14 protein-coding genes are annotated in these 18,810 nt (G+C 50.4%); 5 read left to right on the forward strand and 9 right to left on the reverse strand.

Annotated elements, in window-relative coordinates; all coding sequences use genetic code 11:
• Window positions 1–217: 217 nt before the first annotated feature.
• The 4 genes from C1752_RS07375 (at window position 218) to groL (ending at window position 5,515) form a co-directional block, all read left to right on the forward strand.
• Window positions 218–1,201 carry a cytochrome c oxidase subunit II gene (locus C1752_RS07375; protein ID WP_110985399.1) on the forward strand — a complete coding sequence of 328 codons (984 nt, stop codon included), beginning with the start codon at window positions 218–220 and terminating at the stop codon, window positions 1,199–1,201.
• 51 nt (window positions 1,202–1,252) lie between these two features.
• Window positions 1,253–2,986, forward strand: coding sequence for a cytochrome c oxidase subunit I (gene ctaD / locus C1752_RS07380; RefSeq protein WP_110985474.1), 1,734 nt, complete (start codon window positions 1,253–1,255; stop codon window positions 2,984–2,986).
• A 52-nt stretch (window positions 2,987–3,038) separates the two neighbouring features.
• Complete coding sequence (locus C1752_RS07385) at window positions 3,039–3,650, forward strand: cytochrome c oxidase subunit 3 (RefSeq protein WP_110985400.1); 612 nt, start codon at window positions 3,039–3,041, stop codon at window positions 3,648–3,650.
• 194 nt (window positions 3,651–3,844) lie between these two features.
• The gene (groL, locus tag C1752_RS07390) at window positions 3,845–5,515 is read left to right on the forward strand and encodes a chaperonin GroEL (RefSeq protein ID WP_110985401.1); all 1,671 of its coding nucleotides are present in this window, start codon (window positions 3,845–3,847) and stop codon (window positions 5,513–5,515) included.
• A gap of 140 nt (window positions 5,516–5,655) precedes the next feature.
• Here groL and C1752_RS07395 read toward each other — a convergent pair whose 3' ends face one another.
• From C1752_RS07395 to C1752_RS07435, 9 genes are all read right to left on the reverse strand, one after another.
• Window positions 5,656–6,546 carry a glycosyltransferase family 2 protein gene (locus C1752_RS07395; RefSeq protein WP_110985402.1) on the reverse strand — a complete coding sequence of 297 codons (891 nt, stop codon included), beginning with the start codon at window positions 6,544–6,546 and terminating at the stop codon, window positions 5,656–5,658.
• An 81-nt stretch (window positions 6,547–6,627) separates the two neighbouring features.
• A complete protein-coding gene (locus C1752_RS07400; RefSeq protein WP_110985403.1) occupies window positions 6,628–7,344 on the reverse strand; it encodes a DUF8692 domain-containing protein in 717 nt (238 codons plus the stop codon).
• Between the two features lie 217 nt (window positions 7,345–7,561).
• Window positions 7,562–9,031: a lipopolysaccharide biosynthesis protein gene (locus tag C1752_RS07405; protein WP_110985404.1), complete on the reverse strand. Its 1,470-nt coding sequence runs from the start codon at window positions 9,029–9,031 to the stop codon at window positions 7,562–7,564.
• The gene (locus tag C1752_RS07410) at window positions 9,028–10,527 is read right to left on the reverse strand and encodes a class II glutamine amidotransferase domain-containing protein (RefSeq protein WP_110985405.1); all 1,500 of its coding nucleotides are present in this window, start codon (window positions 10,525–10,527) and stop codon (window positions 9,028–9,030) included. Before C1752_RS07410 ends, C1752_RS07405 begins: the two co-directional genes overlap by 4 nt.
• Window positions 10,514–11,611, reverse strand: coding sequence for a glycosyltransferase family 2 protein (locus C1752_RS07415; protein ID WP_110985406.1), 1,098 nt, complete (start codon window positions 11,609–11,611; stop codon window positions 10,514–10,516). Before C1752_RS07415 ends, C1752_RS07410 begins: the two co-directional genes overlap by 14 nt.
• Window positions 11,612–11,643: 32 nt before the next feature.
• A complete protein-coding gene (locus C1752_RS07420; RefSeq protein ID WP_110985407.1) occupies window positions 11,644–12,912 on the reverse strand; it encodes a glycosyltransferase in 1,269 nt (422 codons plus the stop codon).
• 51 nt (window positions 12,913–12,963) lie between these two features.
• Complete coding sequence (locus tag C1752_RS07425; RefSeq protein ID WP_110985408.1) at window positions 12,964–13,875, reverse strand: glycosyltransferase family 2 protein; 912 nt, start codon at window positions 13,873–13,875, stop codon at window positions 12,964–12,966.
• Between the two features lie 51 nt (window positions 13,876–13,926).
• Window positions 13,927–15,384, reverse strand: a complete 1,458-nt coding sequence (locus tag C1752_RS07430; protein WP_110985409.1) for an NAD(P)/FAD-dependent oxidoreductase — start codon at window positions 15,382–15,384, stop codon at window positions 13,927–13,929.
• 167 nt (window positions 15,385–15,551) lie between these two features.
• On the reverse strand, window positions 15,552–16,565 hold the full coding sequence (locus C1752_RS07435; protein WP_110985410.1) for a glycosyltransferase family 2 protein: 1,014 nt from the start codon (window positions 16,563–16,565) through the stop codon (window positions 15,552–15,554).
• Between the two features lie 711 nt (window positions 16,566–17,276).
• Between C1752_RS07435 and C1752_RS07440 the strand changes: the two genes are divergently transcribed.
• Entirely contained in the window at window positions 17,277–18,752 is a 1,476-nt protein-coding gene (locus tag C1752_RS07440; RefSeq protein WP_110985411.1) for an ArnT family glycosyltransferase, read from the forward strand.
• Window positions 18,753–18,810 lie beyond the last annotated feature (58 nt).

Here is an 18,810-nt window from a genome sequence, read left to right on the forward strand (position 1 = left end):
ATTGAGGTTGGCTGAGCTTTTATAAGCAAGTCTTAATATCAAGTAGAGGCTTCCCTAGCCCGGATTCCAGCATTCGCAACCGTTGGACTCGCACAGATCCCTAAGAAAAGCCTAAGACTCGCCTAAGCTTTGCAACTCTTCCTTGTCGCCTGATCTACTTTAGTTAAAGTAAGAGGGTCAGTATTTGCTGGCTACACCATCGAAGGGTCCGTCTATCGTGAATGTTCCAAGCTCCGTTGCCACGCTTATCATTGGCATCGCCATTACCTTGATTAGCCTGTGGGTCGGGCAGAATAACGGTTTGCTCCCCACCGCCGCCTCTGTTGAGGCGGCCCAAATTGATAACCTGTTCAATGCGATGATGGCGATCGCAACCGGCTTATTCCTCTTAGTCCAAGGCGCGCTCCTCTACTCGCTCTTTGCATTCCGCAAGAAAAAAGACGATGACACTGACGCTGCCCCCGTTCACGGCAACGTCCCGCTAGAGATTGTCTGGACTGCGATTCCTAGTGCGATTGTGCTGTGGCTAGCGATTTACAGCTTTGATGTTTACCAGTCCGTCAACAGTGGCGGCTTTATGGGCAGCGATCACATGGCCCACGCCCAATCCAAGATCGTCAACGTCTCTAACCAGACCCAGATGGCCGACATGGGTTCGGGCATGTCGAATCCCATTGATAATTCACTGGTGATCAACGTTAAGGGACTGCAGTACGCTTGGCTGTTCTACTATGACGGCACCGACATCGTTTCCGGCGACCTCCATGTTCCTTCTGGACGCCCGGTGGAGCTGAACATCAATGCTCAAGACGTTATTCACGCTTTTTGGGTACCCGAGTTCCGCCTTAAGCAAGATGCCGTTCCTGGTGTTGAAACCCATTTGGCCTTCACCCCCAATAAGCCCGGTAACTACCCAATCATTTGCGCTGAACTCTGCGGCGCCTATCACGGCGCAATGAAAACCCGCGTGATTGTAGACACCCCTGAAGACTATGAAACTTGGTACAGCAGTCGCGTGGTTGCCACCACCGACAGTTCCTCAGAGGTAGCGGCGACCTCCAATGCCGATCATCAGATGGCAAGCCTGACGCCCGAGCCTGACGCGTTGACAGACCTGCAGGCCGAGAACCCCAGCGTTGATTCTCAACAAATTCAGGCGCTGCTTAGCTCTGCCGAACCGTTGACGGCCCCCAATCTGTGACCTTCAAATGATTGAAAACGCCCCTGAAAACGTCCCGACTGGATGGAGACTATGACCACAGCCCCCATAAATGCCTCAGATCACCATGTCGAAGTTGCTCACGGCACCCCGTGGAAGGAGTACTTTAGCTTCAGCACCGACCATAAAGTGATCGGGATTCAATACTTAGTCACCAGCTTTGTCTTTTATTTGATTGGTGGCGTCCTAGCCGAACTGGTTAGAACCGAATTAGCGACGCCAGCGTCTGACTTCGTGCCCCGTGAGGTCTATAACGAACTGTTCACGATGCACGCCACGATCATGATCTTTCTGTGGATCATTCCGAGCTTGACGGGCGGATTCGGTAACTTTTTGGTGCCGCTGATGATTGGGGCCAAGGATATGGCGTTCCCCAAATTAAACGCGATCGCATTTTGGATTATCCCCCCCACCAGCGTTTTGCTATTGATGAGCTTCTTCGTCGGCCCCGCCAGCGCCGGTTGGACCTCTTACCCGCCGCTGAGCCTGATCACGAATAAAGCCGGTGAAGCCATCTGGATTGCGGGCGTTATTTTGCTAGGCACCTCGTCAATCATGGCCGGACTCAATTTCCTGGTCACGATCTTAAAGATGCGGATTCCCAGCATGCCCATGAACAAAATGCCCCTATTCTGCTGGGCAATGCTGGCAACCTCTGCGCTACAGCTTGTGGCAACTCCAGTTCTAACGGGTGCGATGGTTTTGCTCGGTTTCGATTTAATTATCGGCACCGCATTCTTTAACCCAACCGGCGGCGGTGATCCGATTGTGTACCAGCATATGTTCTGGTTTTACTCGCACCCAGCGGTATACATCATGATTTTGCCTGCATTTGGGCTAATTTCTGAAATCTTGCCGGTCCATGCTCGCAAACCAATTTTTGGATACCAAGCGATCGCATACTCCAGTATTGCCATCAGCTTCTTGGGCCTGATTGTTTGGGCGCACCATATGTTCACTAGCGGCACCCCTGACTGGCTCAGAATGTTCTTCATGATTGCCACAATGGTGATTGCAGTCCCCACCGGCATTAAAGTCTTTAGCTGGGTGGCAACGGTATGGGGCGGCAAACTCAGGCTGTGCAGCGCCATGCTGTTCGGAATGGCCTTTGTTTCAATGTTCGTCGTCGGTGGCCTCAGTGGTGTTATGGTCGCCGCAGTCCCCTTCGATATTCACGTCCACGACACTTACTTCATCGTCGCTCACCTGCACTACGTTCTATTCGGCGGCAGTGTATTTGGCATCTACGCAGGCATCTATCACTGGTTTCCTAAAATGACCGGCAAGATGCTCAATGAGCCTCTGGGTAAAATCCATTGGGCTTTAACCTTCGTCGGCTTCAACATGACATTCTTGCCCATGCACGTCTTAGGTCTACAGGGTATGAATCGCCGGGTGGCTGAATACGACCCGCAGTTTGCCACCATCAATATGATCTGCACCATTGGCTCCTATATCTTGGCCGTTTCTACGCTGCCCTTCATCGCCAACGCAATCTGGAGCTGGATGGCAGGCGAAAAAGCCAGCGATAATCCCTGGGAAGCCCTAACCCTAGAGTGGACAACCCCTTCACCGCCGCCCCATGAAAATTGGGACATTGAGCCAGTGCTCGTGGTCGGTCCCTACGATTACGGCATGAACCATAAGCTGCCAGTCAATATCCCGCTGGCTAAGGAGTCAGAGCCGGTCCTGGCAGCAGGTCCAAACTCCGCGTTACGAGCAGAGGGAAATCCCGAAGTTTCTCCAAGCGAAAATAGCGAAGAGTAGCGCTCCAACTACGCTCAAGTGAATTAGCCCTACCCGAGGTGTCGTTTTATCCATGCAAGGTTCAACCGTCGATCAAAATCAACCCGCAGTCAGCAGTGCCGCAGAACATAGCGAACATCCCGATCTACGCCTGTTTGGTTTTGTGATCTTTCTTGTCTCAGAAAGTATGTTGTTTGTGGGCCTCTTTGTGGCCTACCTCACCTTTAAAGCCATGAATCCAGAATGGCCCCCGGAAGGAACGCCCAGACTAGAGCTGCTTCTGCCCGGAATTAACACCGTCATTCTGCTCTCCAGTAGTTTTGTCGCTCACAAGGCAGACGAAGCGATCAAACACGAAGGTGATGTCGCGGGCGTCCGTAAATGGTTCGGCATCACAATGGCGATGGGGGTAGTCTTCCTCTGCGGTCAGCTTTATGAGTACAGCAACCTAGAATTTGGTCTGACGACCAACGTGTTTGCCAGTACTTTCTACGTGCTGACAGGCTTCCACGGGCTGCATGTTTTAGTGGGCGTTTTGTTGATGGGAGGGGTTTTGTGGCGCTCTCGCAAACCGGGTCACTACACGGCAGAAACACACTTCGGCATTGAGGCGGCTGAAGTTTACTGGCACTTTGTCGATGTCGTTTGGGTTATTTTATTCTCGCTTCTCTATCTCTTACGTTAGCTTTACGGTTTGATCAGCTTGCTGCTCTTCTGAATGGTTCGGTTATCCGCAAATCTGGTCCCACAGACGGTTGAAGAACAACCCGGTAAGATAATGAGGTCTTGAAATTAGCACTCTCTACAGTGGAGTGCTAATTTTCTTTCAGGACACACTGCCCAACCCGCTGTGGACACAAGGTCAAAAGGACGCTAGAAATGGCAAAAAAAGTAGTATTTGATGAACAGTCTCGCCGCGCTCTAGAGCGTGGTGTGAACTCCCTGGCGGATGCCGTCCGAATTACGTTGGGACCGAAGGGTCGCAATGTGGTGCTAGAGAAAAGCTACGGCGCACCCCAGATCGTAAATGATGGTGTCACCATTGCTAAGGAAGTTGAGCTAGAAGATCCCCTAGAGAACGCTGGGGCACAGCTCATGCGCGAGGTAGCTTCTAAAACTAACGACGTAGCTGGTGATGGAACGACTACGGCGACAGTATTGGCCCAAGCGCTAATTCGTGAAGGTATGAAGAACGTTGCTGCGGGTGCAAACCCAGTGGCGCTTCGCAAAGGAATTGAGAAGACCATCGAAGCTTTGGTCAAAGAGATCGAAGCGATGTCAAAGCCGGTAACTGGAGATGCGATCGCACAGGTCGGCACTATCTCTGCCGGCAACGACGATGAAGTCGGTGGCATGATCGCTCAAGCGATGGATAAAGTCGGCAAAGACGGTGTGATCACCGTTGAAGAATCAAAGTCTCTCGCCACTGAACTAGAGGTGGTTGAAGGGATGCAGATTGATAGAGGCTATATCTCCCCCTACTTCGTCACCAACAACGAAACAATGGTGGCAGAGCTAGATAATGCCAAGCTCCTGATTGTTAATAAGAAAGTCAGCAGCCTTCAAGATTTAGTTGGCATTCTTGAGAAAGTCGCTCGGGCCGGTAATCCTCTTTTGATCATCGCGGAAGATGTCGAAGGGGAAGCTCTGGCAACTCTAGTGGTCAATAAGCTTCGGGGTGTTCTGAACGTTGTTGCCATTAAGGCTCCTGGATTTGGCGATCGACGCGGTGCCATGCTCCAAGATATTGCAGTCGTCACAGGCGGCCAAGTTATTTCTGAAGACATCGGCTTAACCTTAGACAAAGTTGAGCTAGAGATGCTGGGCACTGCTCAGAAAGTCACTATCTCGAAGGACAACACCACCATCTTGTCTGACTCTGACGGCAACAAAGCTGATATCGACAAGCGTGTTCAGCAGCTTCGACGTCAGGTTGAAGAGACTGACTCTGAATATGACAAGGAGAAAATTTCAGAGCGGATTGCGAAGCTAGCTGGTGGCGTTGCGGTCATCAAAGTTGGGGCAGCGACTGAAACTGAGCTAAAGGACCGCAAGCTCCGCATTGAGGATGCCTTGAACGCAACCCAAGCAGCCGTAGCAGAGGGCATTGTCCCTGGTGGCGGTACAACTCTTATTCACCTCACCAAGAAGGTTGAGCAGATCAAGTCTCAGCTCACAGGTGAAGAATCGCTGGGTGCTGATATTGTTGGCTTGGCGCTCACGGCTCCGCTCTCCCAAATCGCGGAGAATGCCGGTGCTGAAGGTGCTGTGGTTGTTGAGAAGGTTCGTGAAAGCGATACCACTCAAGGCTACGATGCTTTGAACAATGTCTACACCGACATGATTGCTTCTGGCATCATCGACCCGGCAAAGGTAGTTCGTTCTGCTTTGCAGAATGCCGGTTCCATTGCGGGAATGGTCCTGACCACTGAAGCCTTGGTAGTAGATATCCCTGAAGAAGCACCTGCTGCTATGCCTGATATGGGTGGCATGGGCGGTATGGGTGGCATGGGCGGCATGGGTGGCATGGGCGGCATGGGCATGATGTAGCCCTCCGCTTTTAGACCCACGAACGCACCTTGAACTAAAGGGAAAGGGGCATTGATTAAGTTCAGTGTCCCTTTCTCTATGGCAGTCAGAAAGAATCAGCGCAAGCGATTTGCTCTTTCAATAGCTTTGAGTGTGAAGGACTAGGTCGCCTGCTTTTTGGCCCAAAAGAAGCCCATAACGTTGGCGACCTGCGACATGAACAGCAGCAGAGAGACCAAAAAGCTAGGCTGGTTAGTGGGCTGCATGAACGGAAAACTCAGTAGCTTTGCATAGAAAGAAATAGGCTCCACTTTGATGTTGTCCTGTTTACGGTTCGCACGAATAGCATGAAAGTAGAAAGCGCCGCGGCCGTAGTTAAAATGCTGACGCCAAAAGCTTTTGAACGTCAGGTGGTGGGCATGGTTAATAATGGCTTCCGGTGCGTAGTACATGGCATAGCCCTTGCTTGAGATGCGATCGCAAAATTCACGATCTTCCCCCGCAGCCAACGGGAAATTAGTATCGAATCCGCCTATCTGATGGAACAAATCTGCAGGGAGGGCAAAGTTATTGGAGGCAAAAAAACGTGCATTCTCTTCCCCTCCGTTGTAGTAGCTGTAGAGATAGTCAATCAAGAGCTGACTAGTCGTGGAGTAAAGGTTTTTCTCTAGGGCGTTGAGAGTATGGCCACCAATCAGACCTTCGGATTTTTGCTCGAATTCGTGGGCAAACTGAGCTAACCAATCAGGCTTAGGGGCACAATCATCATCGGTAAACACCAAATATTGACCCAGCGCACTCTCTGCTCCAGTATTGCGAGCCTTGGCAGGGCCGCTATTAGATTGGCGAATCAAGCGAATCTGGATCTGTGACTGCACGGTGGCAATCACTGGCTCCATTGATTGTTCACTGCCGTCATCAACGACCACCACTTCCCAAGATTGCGTGGACAACGTTTGTTGAGTAAGGGCCTGAAGACATTGCGACAGCCTCTCAGGGCGGTTGTAGGTTGGAATAATAATAGACAGCAACGGCCTAGCTGAGTTCTCCATAAATTAATGCTCGGTAAGTGCAGCTATCGGCCGAGTCAACTCGGAGGCATCAAGCCGTTGAGAGCGCACGTTGTTCAATTATCAACCTAAATTAGAATATCGATTATTTTCTGAAAGCATTGTACTGATTGACTGAAATCCTACGCTTACAAAATAGAGTGACCAGCTAACGATTCCTAAGAACTTACTTCCATTCTCCATTAGAGAGCGGAGACTACTTTCAGCAATGCTTTCTGGCAGAGGGATAAAGCGCATATCTAAAGAAACTGAAAGCGCAAAGAAGGCAAATGCCAATGTAATCAACAACAGATTCCTATTAATTACTTTTCTTCTAAATTTCCAAAAGAATAGGATCATAGAAAGCCCATAAGCTAAAAGCAATAACTTTTGTGGAATTAAAAGATAGTCTGGGAAAATCTTTTCATGAATCAAGAACAAGTCATCAAATAAAAAGACAGCACTTATGAGGCCCGAACCGAGGAAGAATGAGTACGTTTCCCGTTCATAGGGTCGATATTTGATCAGTGCTGCACAGAAGAAACAGATTCCTGCAGAGATGCACCATCCTAAAATCCCGAGATTAGAGAGCGCTCCTAAGTAAAACTTCTGGCCAGTTATTGTTGCCGGATCGCCAACCAGATAGAAGACATTGACTTTTTTTTGCAGTCCTACTCCAGTCAGTATCAGAAAACTGAGGGAATAGATAACTAACAGTGTCTTAAAAAAGCTTTTGTTTTTATTGAATAAGGCTAATCGAAGCTTCATATAGCATAATACATCGATGGCTAGCATGGCCATGACACAGTTGTTTGTAGTCCGCTATTGCGGTCAGTGGCGGTGGCTAGCTAGCTCGTATTCTTAAGAAGAATCAAAATAAGCCAACAACAGCTATGTCAATTAACCGCGATTTTATTTTAACGATATTTAATTGAAGCTTAACCTATATTTAGAGTAAAGTCTTAGGTATGCCCAGATAACTAAGCTATGGATGAATTTTGCTGCGAGTACAGCTTAATTAGGCTTTCTGAGTGTCTTTAGACCGCGACAGCGCGACTCGGCCAATCTCCCAGAATTCAGCAACAATCTGAGGTGCCAGGGTACGAAGCATCAAACCGTAGGTCGCCGCTCCTAGAAGCGTGCATAGAGACAGGATTATGATTTGCATTTCTATGAGGGAAGTCAAGTAAGTCTTCACTGACAAAAGAAGCCCCATCATAACCAGTGAGCTAACCAAGGCTGCGGAGAACTGCCTCGAGTAGGTGAAGAAAGGAATCTTGACCATCCGACTGAGAACCCATTGCCCAACCGGAAAGACGATTAAGCCACGCATCATATTGGCAAAGGTGACGCCAATAATGCCCCAGCGAAACGCGATCGCAAATCCCACCAAGTTCAGCGTCACGCTCAAAAATTTCAGCTTCATGGCCCAAGCAGGTTCTCCTAAGGCCATAAAAACGGAGCTTTTAAAGAACGAAATGGAGCGCACGAGGCCCAAAATCGACAGCAACTGAATCACCGGCACGGCGGGTAGCCACTTCTCCCCAAATAAGACTGTCACAAGCTCAGGGGCCAGAACAGAGGTGCCGAGGAAGAAAGGAAATGCGATCGCGCTGGTCAATCGCGTCACCGTATAAAAGGCATTGCGGAATCGGTTGAGGTCGTGCTTTAGCCGCGAGAACGTGGGCAGCGAAACGCCGCTTGTTGTCCGCACCAGCAGTTGCGTCATCACCTGCAAAATCCGGTAGGAAATGGCGTAGTACCCTAGGGCCACAGAGCCGAGGAAGTAGCCAATTAAAAAATCATTGATCTTGGTATTAAAAAAATTAAGGAAGTTCAGCCCCAAAACATGACTCCCGAAGCGAAAGAGCTGCCGGAAGTGCCGGAGCGAAAACCGGAAGCGGGGTCGCCAGTCGCTGGCCTTCCAGATCACAAGGGTGCCGACAAGTTCGTTCATAAACTGCTGCCCGACAAGGCTCCAGACCCCTAAGCCGGACAGGGCCATGCCGATGCCGGTGATGCCACCGATCATGATCCCCAATAGCGATCGCATCGCTATTGCCTTGAAGGCAAATTGTCGTTCTAGAACAGCCTGCTGCGTTCCGCGCAGCGCATTGATCAAGAAGATCAGCGAAAAACAGCGCAGAATCGGCGTCAGTCGCGGCTCATCAAAACCAGCAGCAATCCAGTCAGCGGTGAGCAGGCTCAGCAGACCGAGGGCAATACCGATGGCAATATTGGTCCAGAAGGCCGTATCTAAATGCTCAGGTTCTAGATCTTCGCGCTGAATCAGAGCCTGAGCAAATCCCTGCTCTAGAAAGATTTGCATAAACGCTAGAAAGACGTTCGCCAAGGCCACTAAGCCAAAATCGGCAGGCTCCAGCAGACGAGCCAGAACAAAGAAAACCAAGAAAGCTCCCATCTGGCCTGCCCAGTTTTGAATGCCTGTCCACAATGCGCCTCGAATGGCCTGCTGCTTAAGGGTCATAGAGACTGTGATGAGAGAGGAATAGCCCGCAGAAGCCAGCGTGTTTTGCTGGCCGCTTTGCCGAGCAGGTATTGGGGAAGGCTATGGGCCTTTGTGGACAGAATCTGCAGCGGTCCGAAGGATAAATCCTCTGGATTAAAGGGGTAGTCGAGCAGCTCTGGCACTGTTCGCCGGATGAGTGCCTCTTGAATCAGAGAGTTAAGGCGCTGGGACTCGGGGATGCTGAGCAGCAATGCATAGAGATAGGCACAGTTGAGAATGGGGAACCGCACTAGATCGGTCAAGTCGTAGACCTGCTCTTTGGCGCTCAGCCAGCCTGCCTGCCGCTGTTCAATAAAAAAGCGATCGCACCAGTTGAGATGAGGATGGGGATGGCGTGCGATCCAGGCCAGCCATTCTTGCAGACCTGCGGTCGCTGAAGAGGTCTCACGTTCCTGAAAGAGCTGAGCCATGAGTTTGGCTCCGGTTTTAGGATTCGGCATCACTTCGGGAAGTTCGCGCAGTCGCCAGAACCCACTTGCGATCGCAAATCCATGTCCTCCAAACGCCAGTCCCTTAAGCTGATCGCGGTCACCTCTCACAAAAGGTTCAGCATCCCCAGCGGAGATTTGCCCCCCGCTGTGTGCTTCGACTAGAGCCTGCCGTTCCGGGAATCGCTGATCTCGACGAAGAAAAGTGTGGGAATAGCCACAAACCTCAGCCAGCAGAGGCGGCAGTCGCTGGTCGGCAATCGACATCCGCGCAGCCACTCGCGTGTATAGCTTGACCTCAATTTGGGCCACTCGACAGAGAGCCATCATCAGCCGCGAATCATAGCCTGCCGTTAACCCTAGCCACAGCGGCTGGTTCTGGGTGGATAAGCGCTTGAGCGTTGTAACCAGGGACTGCTGAATAAGCTCTAGCCCCTGTTCGTATGCTCGCTCAGGCTGAATAGCAGGCATGAGCGGTCGAGGAATGGGGTTCCCTGTTTCTAGGCGGAGCGCCTGTGACGGCAGCAGCCGCTGAATACCCAAAAATTGACTGCGGGGCGGCGGATACCAAGAGATTCCCGTTTCATAATGTAGATGGCGGGGATCGGTGACCTCAGCCGATAGAACCTCCGCTAAAAGCGCTGCGCTGCTAGAGGCCCAGGTCTTGCCCTCTGATGTTTGACCATAGAAGCAGCCCAGTAAACCACTGGCATCCAAGTACAGCATTTTCTCATCTAGGAGAATCCAGCGGCCTGCCCAGTTGGCAGAAAGCTCAGGAACTTTATCGGTAGTTGTCTTGGCAATATCGACGAGGGGTGCCGAGCGGTGTGGCTGGGTCTCAACAGCCAGCCCTAGCAAAAACCAGCGGGTGCCGTCCAGATCTTGAGCATTCCCGACCCGAAGTTCAGGGCAATGAGAGAGGTCAATCGAGGCGCTCACAGAGACAGAATGCCAGTGTCCGTTAGGGTTGACAGGAGTCGGCCCTAAGATGAACTGCCGCCGATGCAGGTGTTTAAATGCTGCCATCGAGCTGATCCTGTGTCAGGGTCTGTGGAGATCCAATTTTGCCCCGTCCGTGCTGTTGTACGTTAAGCCGCTTTTGCTGTTGGGCGTGACGGTGGGTTAGGTAGCGGTTGATGGGGTGTTCTAGTTTTGCGATCGCACGGGTTAGCAAAGAATTCCCCACACCAAAAGTCAGTTTGCGCGTTAGCGGCTCTAGCAATGTACCGTAGCGTCGCCAGCCTAACCTTTTGTATTTAGTCTTAAAGTAACCATCCTCGGCTAGATCCCACTTTTCACGCAGGCGCTTGAGGCTACCCAACGTCCACTCATCGCTCCAGCGCAGCATGTAGTAGTGCATATCACTGCGTTCCAGAGGCGGACCCGGGACGTAGGTGACGAGGCTATCGGGTTCAAAATAGACCGATTCGCTGAGCTGCCGCACCAGCATACAGAAATCCAAATGCTCTTTTGTGTTGAACATCGCCTCATCTAGGGGGCCTGTTTGCTCAAAAATCGAACGCCGCACCAGTACGCAGTGAAACTCCGCTAGCTCCGTCTGCGTGCGGGTCAGGCGCTGACGCACGGTGTACACCTGCTTGCCTTGGTCGTACATCTTTTCCCGCAGGCGACGACGGCCCAGTTTGTCCACCCAGATATGGGATTCTCCACCGGCGAAATGCACAACTTCGTGAACAGGCTCCTCTTGGCACATTAGGGGACCGACCACCGCTGCACCCGTTTCATCGGCACAGTTCAGCAGCGCCGTTAGCCAACCTGGCGTGACCACCACATCATTATCAATAAAGACAACATAGGGCGTTTTAACCTGCGCTAGCCCTAGATTGCGAGCCTGATTGGGGTAGAGGTAGTAATTGGTCTGCAGCAGCAAGAAGTTCTTCTCTTGCGATCGCATCTCTAGATAGTCACGAACCTTCGCCGGAGAGTTGCCATCCACGTAGATCAACTGAAAGGGAAGCTGAGTATGGTCATAAATGCTGTCTAATGAAACTTGAGTACAGCTAAATCGCTCACGGGGAACGACAACAATGGTTACCCGAGGATTTTCCTGAGGCGTATTGCTGTGCTGTTGGGGGGCGGTGGGTGACATAACCGATAGCTCCGGGTCTTGCGATAAGTTGACTAGCTAAGCTGATGCTGTGGAATATTCGGAGAAAGAGTGGGTGTCCCTGACAGCTCCCCATAGAGATGCACGAGCTGATGGTTAAGTTGACTCAGGCTGTAATTTTCCATGACGAAGGCTCGGCCCGCTTTACCCATCTGAGGCCATTGGTGAGGATGATCACATAGATACCGGAGTCGCTCCGCAAGGGCTGTTGCATCTCGCTCTGGAACCAAAAAGCCTGAAACTCCATCCTGGACTAGCTCGGGAATCCCGCCATGCTCGGTACTAATGACAGGGATACCCAAAGCCATCGCCTCCTTTAAGACGTTGATGGGGGCATCCTGGTTGCCGTCCTTTGCAGTGACGCTGGGGGCGATGAAAATATGGGTTTGAGCCAAGATATCAATGATTTCATCCTCAGTTTGCCAGCCCCGCAACTGAATCTGAGAGGTTACTCCCAGCGTTTCGATCAGTTCCTGAAGCGGCTGCCTTAGAGGACCGTCACCCAGAATTGAATACTGCAGCGAATAGCCCTGATCAATGAGCTGCGCCACGGCTCGAATCGCGTACTCAATGCCCTTTTTCTCTGCCAATCGTCCCGTTGTTGCCACTCGGATCGGTCCCTGCTGGGGCAAAGAACGGGACTTAAACGGGAAACGATCGCATTCCAGGCCCGAGCGATGAACCACAATCCGGTCAGGAGGGCAGCCTAAGCGAATGGCACGGTCTCTAAAGAAATCGCAGTTGGTAAGAAAGAAATCACCCGCCTTAAAAAGGTGATCATAAATGTGGGATCCTTTCTGTTGGACAAATCGGCTGATATCATCTCCGCGAAAGGTCGTGACCAGCTTAGCCTCCGGCGCGTGCATCGCTTGAAAACACAGACCTCGGTAGCTTTGAGTACCAAACTGACAGTGGACAATGTCGTAATCCTTGTGATGGTTAGGGACCAGCGTATACAGCGCCCAAAGGGAGAGTGACCGTTTGCCCTGTTTGAGAATATTGAGCGATCGCAACGTCGCGAAGGGATCTTGAGCCCAACAGTGGGCCAATAGCGGCAGTGCCTTAAGCACTCGAATCGCAAGATTTCCGGGTACTTTACTGAGATAAGTAGTGCGATCTAGAAGGTCATACTGCTCCACAAGCGGGTGCAGCTTTTGAGAATTGCCCTGCTGGTCAGCATAGATATCCACCTGATGTCCCCGCTCCAGTAAACCGGCGGCCTGATTGATGATAAAGGTCTCCGATAGGCTAGGAAAGGTACCGACAATAAAGGCAATGTTCATAAGCGATCTATGTTCCACTGACTAGGCACAAGAAGACAGGACTAAACGACGTTAGCGGGGAGAAACGCCACCAAGTCGGAGCCTCACAAGCTCCCAAGCACTGACGTATCTGACAAAAAACATAGCAAGAGAGGCGGCTGCTTTTTGCTGCATCCCCTGCAGCGCTGAATTGCGAAACGTATTGACCACAAACCGCAGCGGCGGGACCAGATGTGTCGCTAGCGTCCAAGCAAAAAATGGGTCGGGCTGCGATCTCCGGTTGCTCAGATCGTATTCGCCTCCTACGAGACGAACAGTCCGCTGATAAAGCTGCCCCCAAGCGTAACGAGCCGGGTGTTGAACCCTTGCTGCCTCAACGTAGCGCTGCTGATAGCCCGCTGCATAAACCCGCTGTCCCCACTCTAGATCGCCCCGAGACTTTAGCGATCCATCGAACAGTCCCACGCGATCCATCACGGCCCGGAAGGTAAAAAGATTGGCCGTGGCCGCTCCTCTTTCTCGTGCCAGCAGGTCTGCCTGCGGAAAAGCGGTAATACTTTCGTACAGCTCAATGGGGTTAGGGCACTGCGGATTGCGAAAAAATATATCAATCGCCCCGGCCACTAAGCCACAGTTCGGTGTCTGCAAAAGTTCTGAGACACCCGCTTCTAACCAGTCTGCTGCTGGAATGCAGTCTGCATCAGTGAAGGCAAGAATGGTCCCTTTTGCGGCTGCAATGCCTCGGTTGCGAGCGGCGTAAGATCCTGGCTGAGGCTCATTGACATAGCGGGTCTGCCGGTGGTTCGCAGCAATTTCTGCAATGCCTTGACTGCGGTCAGAACCGTTATCAATCACAATCACTTCGTAGGCGGAAGGATCATAGCTCTGCTGCTCCAGAGCTGCCAAGCAAAGCTGAAGTCGTTCAGCATCGTTAAAGACTGGCACAATCACAGAAACAAATTGAGTCTGGTTCTGGTCACTCACGGCTCAACCTCAAAGAGATCACGCATCAAATTCGGGCTTGGGAATAGCAGTTCATCGAGCCGCCTGCTCAGCCTTCAGCTTCGTCCATTGCTCCTTGGTAAAATCTTCGTAGTAGGAGCGCTCTGTATTCACGTTCCAAAGATCGTGGGACTCGCCCAGAATGTTTTTAGCCGCGAGCAGGCCCGTTAACATTGAGTGATCTTGGTTGTTATAGCGATGCATCCCGTTGCGACCAACGGTCTGCAGATTCTCAAAGGCTTCTAGATAATCACGAATAACCTGTAGATGCTGACGATATTCGCCGTCATAGACGGGGTAAGCTTTGCGCTGACGGATCACAACGCCGTCTTCCACCTGGCAATCCTTGGGCATCAGGCCCAGGTCAGCGACTTCACGCGTGGCCAGCTCGATAAGGTTGCGATCGCACATTTCCCAAATCTCATCCCCTTCGCTGCAGAAATACTCCATGCCTAGGCAGGTTTTGCTGGCATCTGGCACCATTGCCGGACTCCAGTTCTTGAAGTTTTGAATCCGGCCCACCTTAAAATCTGGATTGTGAATATAGAGCCAATTATCGGGGAAAAGATCAGGATGATCGATGATCAGGGAAACAATCAGAAAGTCTCGGTATTTCAGCCCCTGGGCAGCTTCGAGCACTTCGGGCGGCGCGGCTGGAGACAGAAGCCGGACCAGCATCGTAACCGGAATACTAAAAATGAACTGCTCCCCTGAAAACTCAACTAAGTCTTCTCCCTGCTGAGCGATCACCCGCTCTATCATCATGCCTTGGCGTTCTACCTTGATCGCCTTCGTATTGAGATGGACTGATGCTCCCTTCTCAATGACTTTGTCCTGAAAGCGCTCCCACATCATGCCTGGCCCCAGCAAGGGATAGTCAAAAGTCTTAATAAGCGTCTTCGTATTTTCGCCCCCGAACAAAGCATTAATTACAGCCTGCTTCAGCGACAGCCCCTTGATTCGCTGAGCAGCCCACTCCGCTTGAATCTTGTTGCACGGAATTCCCCAAACCTTCTCTGTATAGGTTTTGAAAAAAGTCTGATACAGCCGTCGTCCAAATCGATCGGTGACCCAATCTTCAAAGTTTTCAGGCTCCGGCCCCGGCGCTATTTTGGCCTTCGCCTTCGCCTTGAGATAGCTTAGAACAATCGATGAACTCGTGATGGGGCCTAGATTCAAGAGCGTATTGAGAATGGATAAAGGATAATCAAAGAACTTCCCGTTGTAGTAAATTCTAGACATTCTCGGCACTTGAATAAATTCATCGCCCAGAACTTCTTGCCATAGTTGCTGCACTTCGCCAATTTTAGTGAAAAATCGGTGGCCGCCAATGTCAAATCGATAGCCTTTGTAAACCTCAGTACGAGAAATTCCGCCGACCATATCTGCCTGCTCTAAAACAGTGGGAGTTACACCATGTTTCGTCAGGTCATAGGCAGCCGTCAACCCTGCGGGACCTGCACCAATGATGATTGTTTCTTTCGATTTCATAGAGCAACTACAATTTTTTCTGCAAGGGATCGTTGAGATAAAACGGTATAAAGAGATACACGCCTAAATAATTTCAAAAACAGACGCCGATCCTTAAGCCTGTTTCGTCTTGCTGGCTGCGGGAAAATGGCCCTTTGCAATTACAAGATTCAAGAGGCTAACTCAAATCAAGGCGCAAACGTCGTCTCTTTAAAGATGAACCTCAGGTTGCCAATTGCAAATGATAGGCCACTGTAAAAATAATAGAAGATATGCCAGGGGATGACCTGTAGTGCAAACAGAATACCTCTTTCTTTTTGAAAGAAGTGATACACAGGAATGTTGATCCCAATCACAAGACAGAGCAGTGCTGCCGTCAGGAGCCAGATGATTGGCCAAAATAAAGCAATGACGATGGATGCAAGGAACGCAAAGACTAGGACTACGCTCACTTGACTAGAAGTGCGTAGATTGAGATCGCTCGTAAACTTCGCGTAGTCCTGCGGACTTTCTTGCTTGATTTCTAACAGTAATGCTGTCCAAGGCAGAGCGCGATAGAAGACCTCAGCCCGCAGCAAAGAAAAAGGCTTCCAGCATTTCAAATGCTTCACCTGAATGTCTTTCTCTAGACCGATCTGATAGCCTGCTCGCTTGAGCCTGTAGCCCAGCTCGATATCTTCGATGCAGGGACGCCGATATTTTTCGTCAAATCCACCCACTTTTTCAAAAATAGGCCGTCGAATCGCTCCGCAAGCCCCCCAAAATGTGGAGGCTTCTTCATTGCCCAGCTGATGGTTGTAGTGGTGAAAGAGATTCTTATACTGAGACAGAAAGTTAGAGGCTCCGGGAGAATCATCATAGGAACCAATGAGCGCGGATAGGCTAGCGTTGTGTTCAAAGGCCTGTAGCACCTTGCTCATGGTGTCAGGATGGACCACCACGTCGGCATCAACAAAGAAAAGAATATCACCCTCTGCCACTGCCGCACCGGAGTTTCTTGCGACGGCTGGCCCTCTTGATTCAGGTAGCCTAATGAGCCGAGTCCCAAATTCATCCGCTAGCTTCCAGCTACTGTCTGATTCTCCGTCGGCAACAACAATGATTTCAGTGCCTGGAGGCGCAAACTCCGTCAGGCTCGCTAAGCATCGCCGAAAGCCATCTCCTCCGTTGTGTACGGGAACAATTACAGATAGTTTTTGCATAGCAAATGACAGCTAGATTCAGGATAGGCTTCTGTAAACAACAACCCATTGAGGATCGCATCTCTGCAAGCTTGGATTGACTGTGGCATGTTCATAAACATTCAGCGACTCTACATCTACATATTCAACAGTGCTGAATTGATCTACAAACGCCGAGTCGTGCGTCCCACAAAGTGAGGATCCCTAAAAGACAGTCATAACACATAGCATCGAGAAAGCTGCATCTAACTCCATCCGTCTGCCGAAGAAATTACGGGGGGAATGTGAGTTGAGATCGCACATGAAGCAGAACCGCTTGGCCATAAGATTCACAGAGGGTTCGGCACATAACAATACCTGATGTCTTGGGTCACCTGCCAGTTCAGCCAAGATAGCTAAATGCCTAACCTTTGTTGCCCCTAACTTTAGGGCAGTGCTACTACTGACCTAGAGAAAAAGAATTTTCTTTCCACAGGCTAAATACTAGCATTGAAACCTCTATCCGTCCTGGTTTCGACCTATGAAAAAGTGGATTTATATGCCAATAAACGAAAGATTAGTAGAAGACTTAAGATTCAGAAGACATAGAAGTATCCGGCTGATTTAGAATAGCCTCGCTACGTCGCAGACGAGCTTTAACGACCTTCGTGACTCAGTTGATACGTGTATCGCCATGAATGTGGGCTAACTCTGCGCTTGATCATTCCTGTCTTTTGCATTAAGAGAACTTTAATGAGAAGTAAAAACGAGATTAAATTCTACGCATTAGTACTGATCATTGTTTGTCTCTCGGGACTTAGACTCATAAATCTACAGGCTGACTTTCCATCTGGGCTGACGGTCTCAACGGCGCTCTATACAGACGAAGGTCTATGGGCACGGAATGCCGTAGCAGCCTTACGTAGCGGAGCCTGGTATGTCGAAGATGGATACAACCCAATCTTGTCGGTTCCGGTGATTCCCCTCCTGCAGATGTTCTTATTCAGGATATTTGGTGTCAGCCTCGTTGCCGCGCGCAGCTTAGTCGCGACTTCATCCCTTATTCTGCTGGGCCTGGTTTATGCTCTGCTGCGTCGCTTTCTGCAACGAGAATTGGCAATCTGGGGCCCATTGATTATCGCAGGCAGCTACTCATTCTTCGCCTACAGCCGTATTGCTTTGCTAGAGATTCCGATGCTGTGTTTTGCAGTCTTGAGTTTGTTGATCGCGCTCAGAAAGGAGGCTAGTTATGTCAGCATTGTTGCTTCTGCCGTCGCTTTGTATCTCGGGATTTTGACAAAGACGACAGCCTTATTCGTTTTGCCCGTTATCTATTTAGCGGTACTGATGCAGCGAGGAAGCAGAACAAAAAAGCTTTTCAAAGTGATGACGCTAACGCTGACCCTGCTGATTCTATTTGCTACCTACTATGCCTTGGTGGTTCAGCCTTTCACCAGTGACTATCAAACATTTTCTGACACCAATATTTCTTCTCAGGTGGCGACCTCTAGCTGGCGCTTCATCACTGAGCTGAAAGCGATCGCACGCGTTTCTCTGAAGCTTTATCCGTTACTGTTGCCGCTCTCTCTTGGGGCCGCATTCCTCTTGCTTTACCTGCGGTCTTATCGCTTAAATCCCCTATTCTTAGCTGCGAGTCTTTGGGCTGCGAGCGCTTTTCTAGCGCTATTCTCAACCCACTATCATCCATCAAGATATTTCGTGATCCTAATTGTACCGATGGCTTTAATCATCCCACTTGCGATGGAGGCCACCATCAACTCGCCACGGATGAGGAAAATCAAGAAAGTCGCGCTCACATTCGCGGCGATCATTATGCTGACCTTCAACCTGTCGCGTATTACCTTACATATGGCGCAGCCTCAGTTTACGTTTGTCCGCATGGCCGAGTCAGTAGGGGTGTACATGCGTCGATATAGCGATCAAAATTCAGCAAGTTTGATCGGCGAATTCGCTGACACGATCAGCCTGGTCTCTGAGGTTGATCCCGTTGATATCAAGAGAGGTAGCCTTGCTTTAGAGGCCCGGATTAAACAATTCAACCCACAGCTTTTTGTCTCGCTGGGTGAGATGAGTGATCAAGAGTTTGAGGCTCTCAGTGACGACTATCGCATTGAGAGAATCCAAACATACGAGGTCTTTAATAACTATGCTCAGGGTAGACCCGTATTCCTCTACCGTTTGGAGAATCGCCAAAACCCTGCCGCGTAGAACTTCAGACGTACCTTAACCTTCTGATCTCAAGGACAGGCTTTTTTGGCTTTCTTCA

Origin of the sequence: Acaryochloris thomasi RCC1774, from assembly GCF_003231495.1 — a bacterium.
GTDB lineage: Bacteria > Cyanobacteriota > Cyanobacteriia > Thermosynechococcales > Thermosynechococcaceae > RCC1774.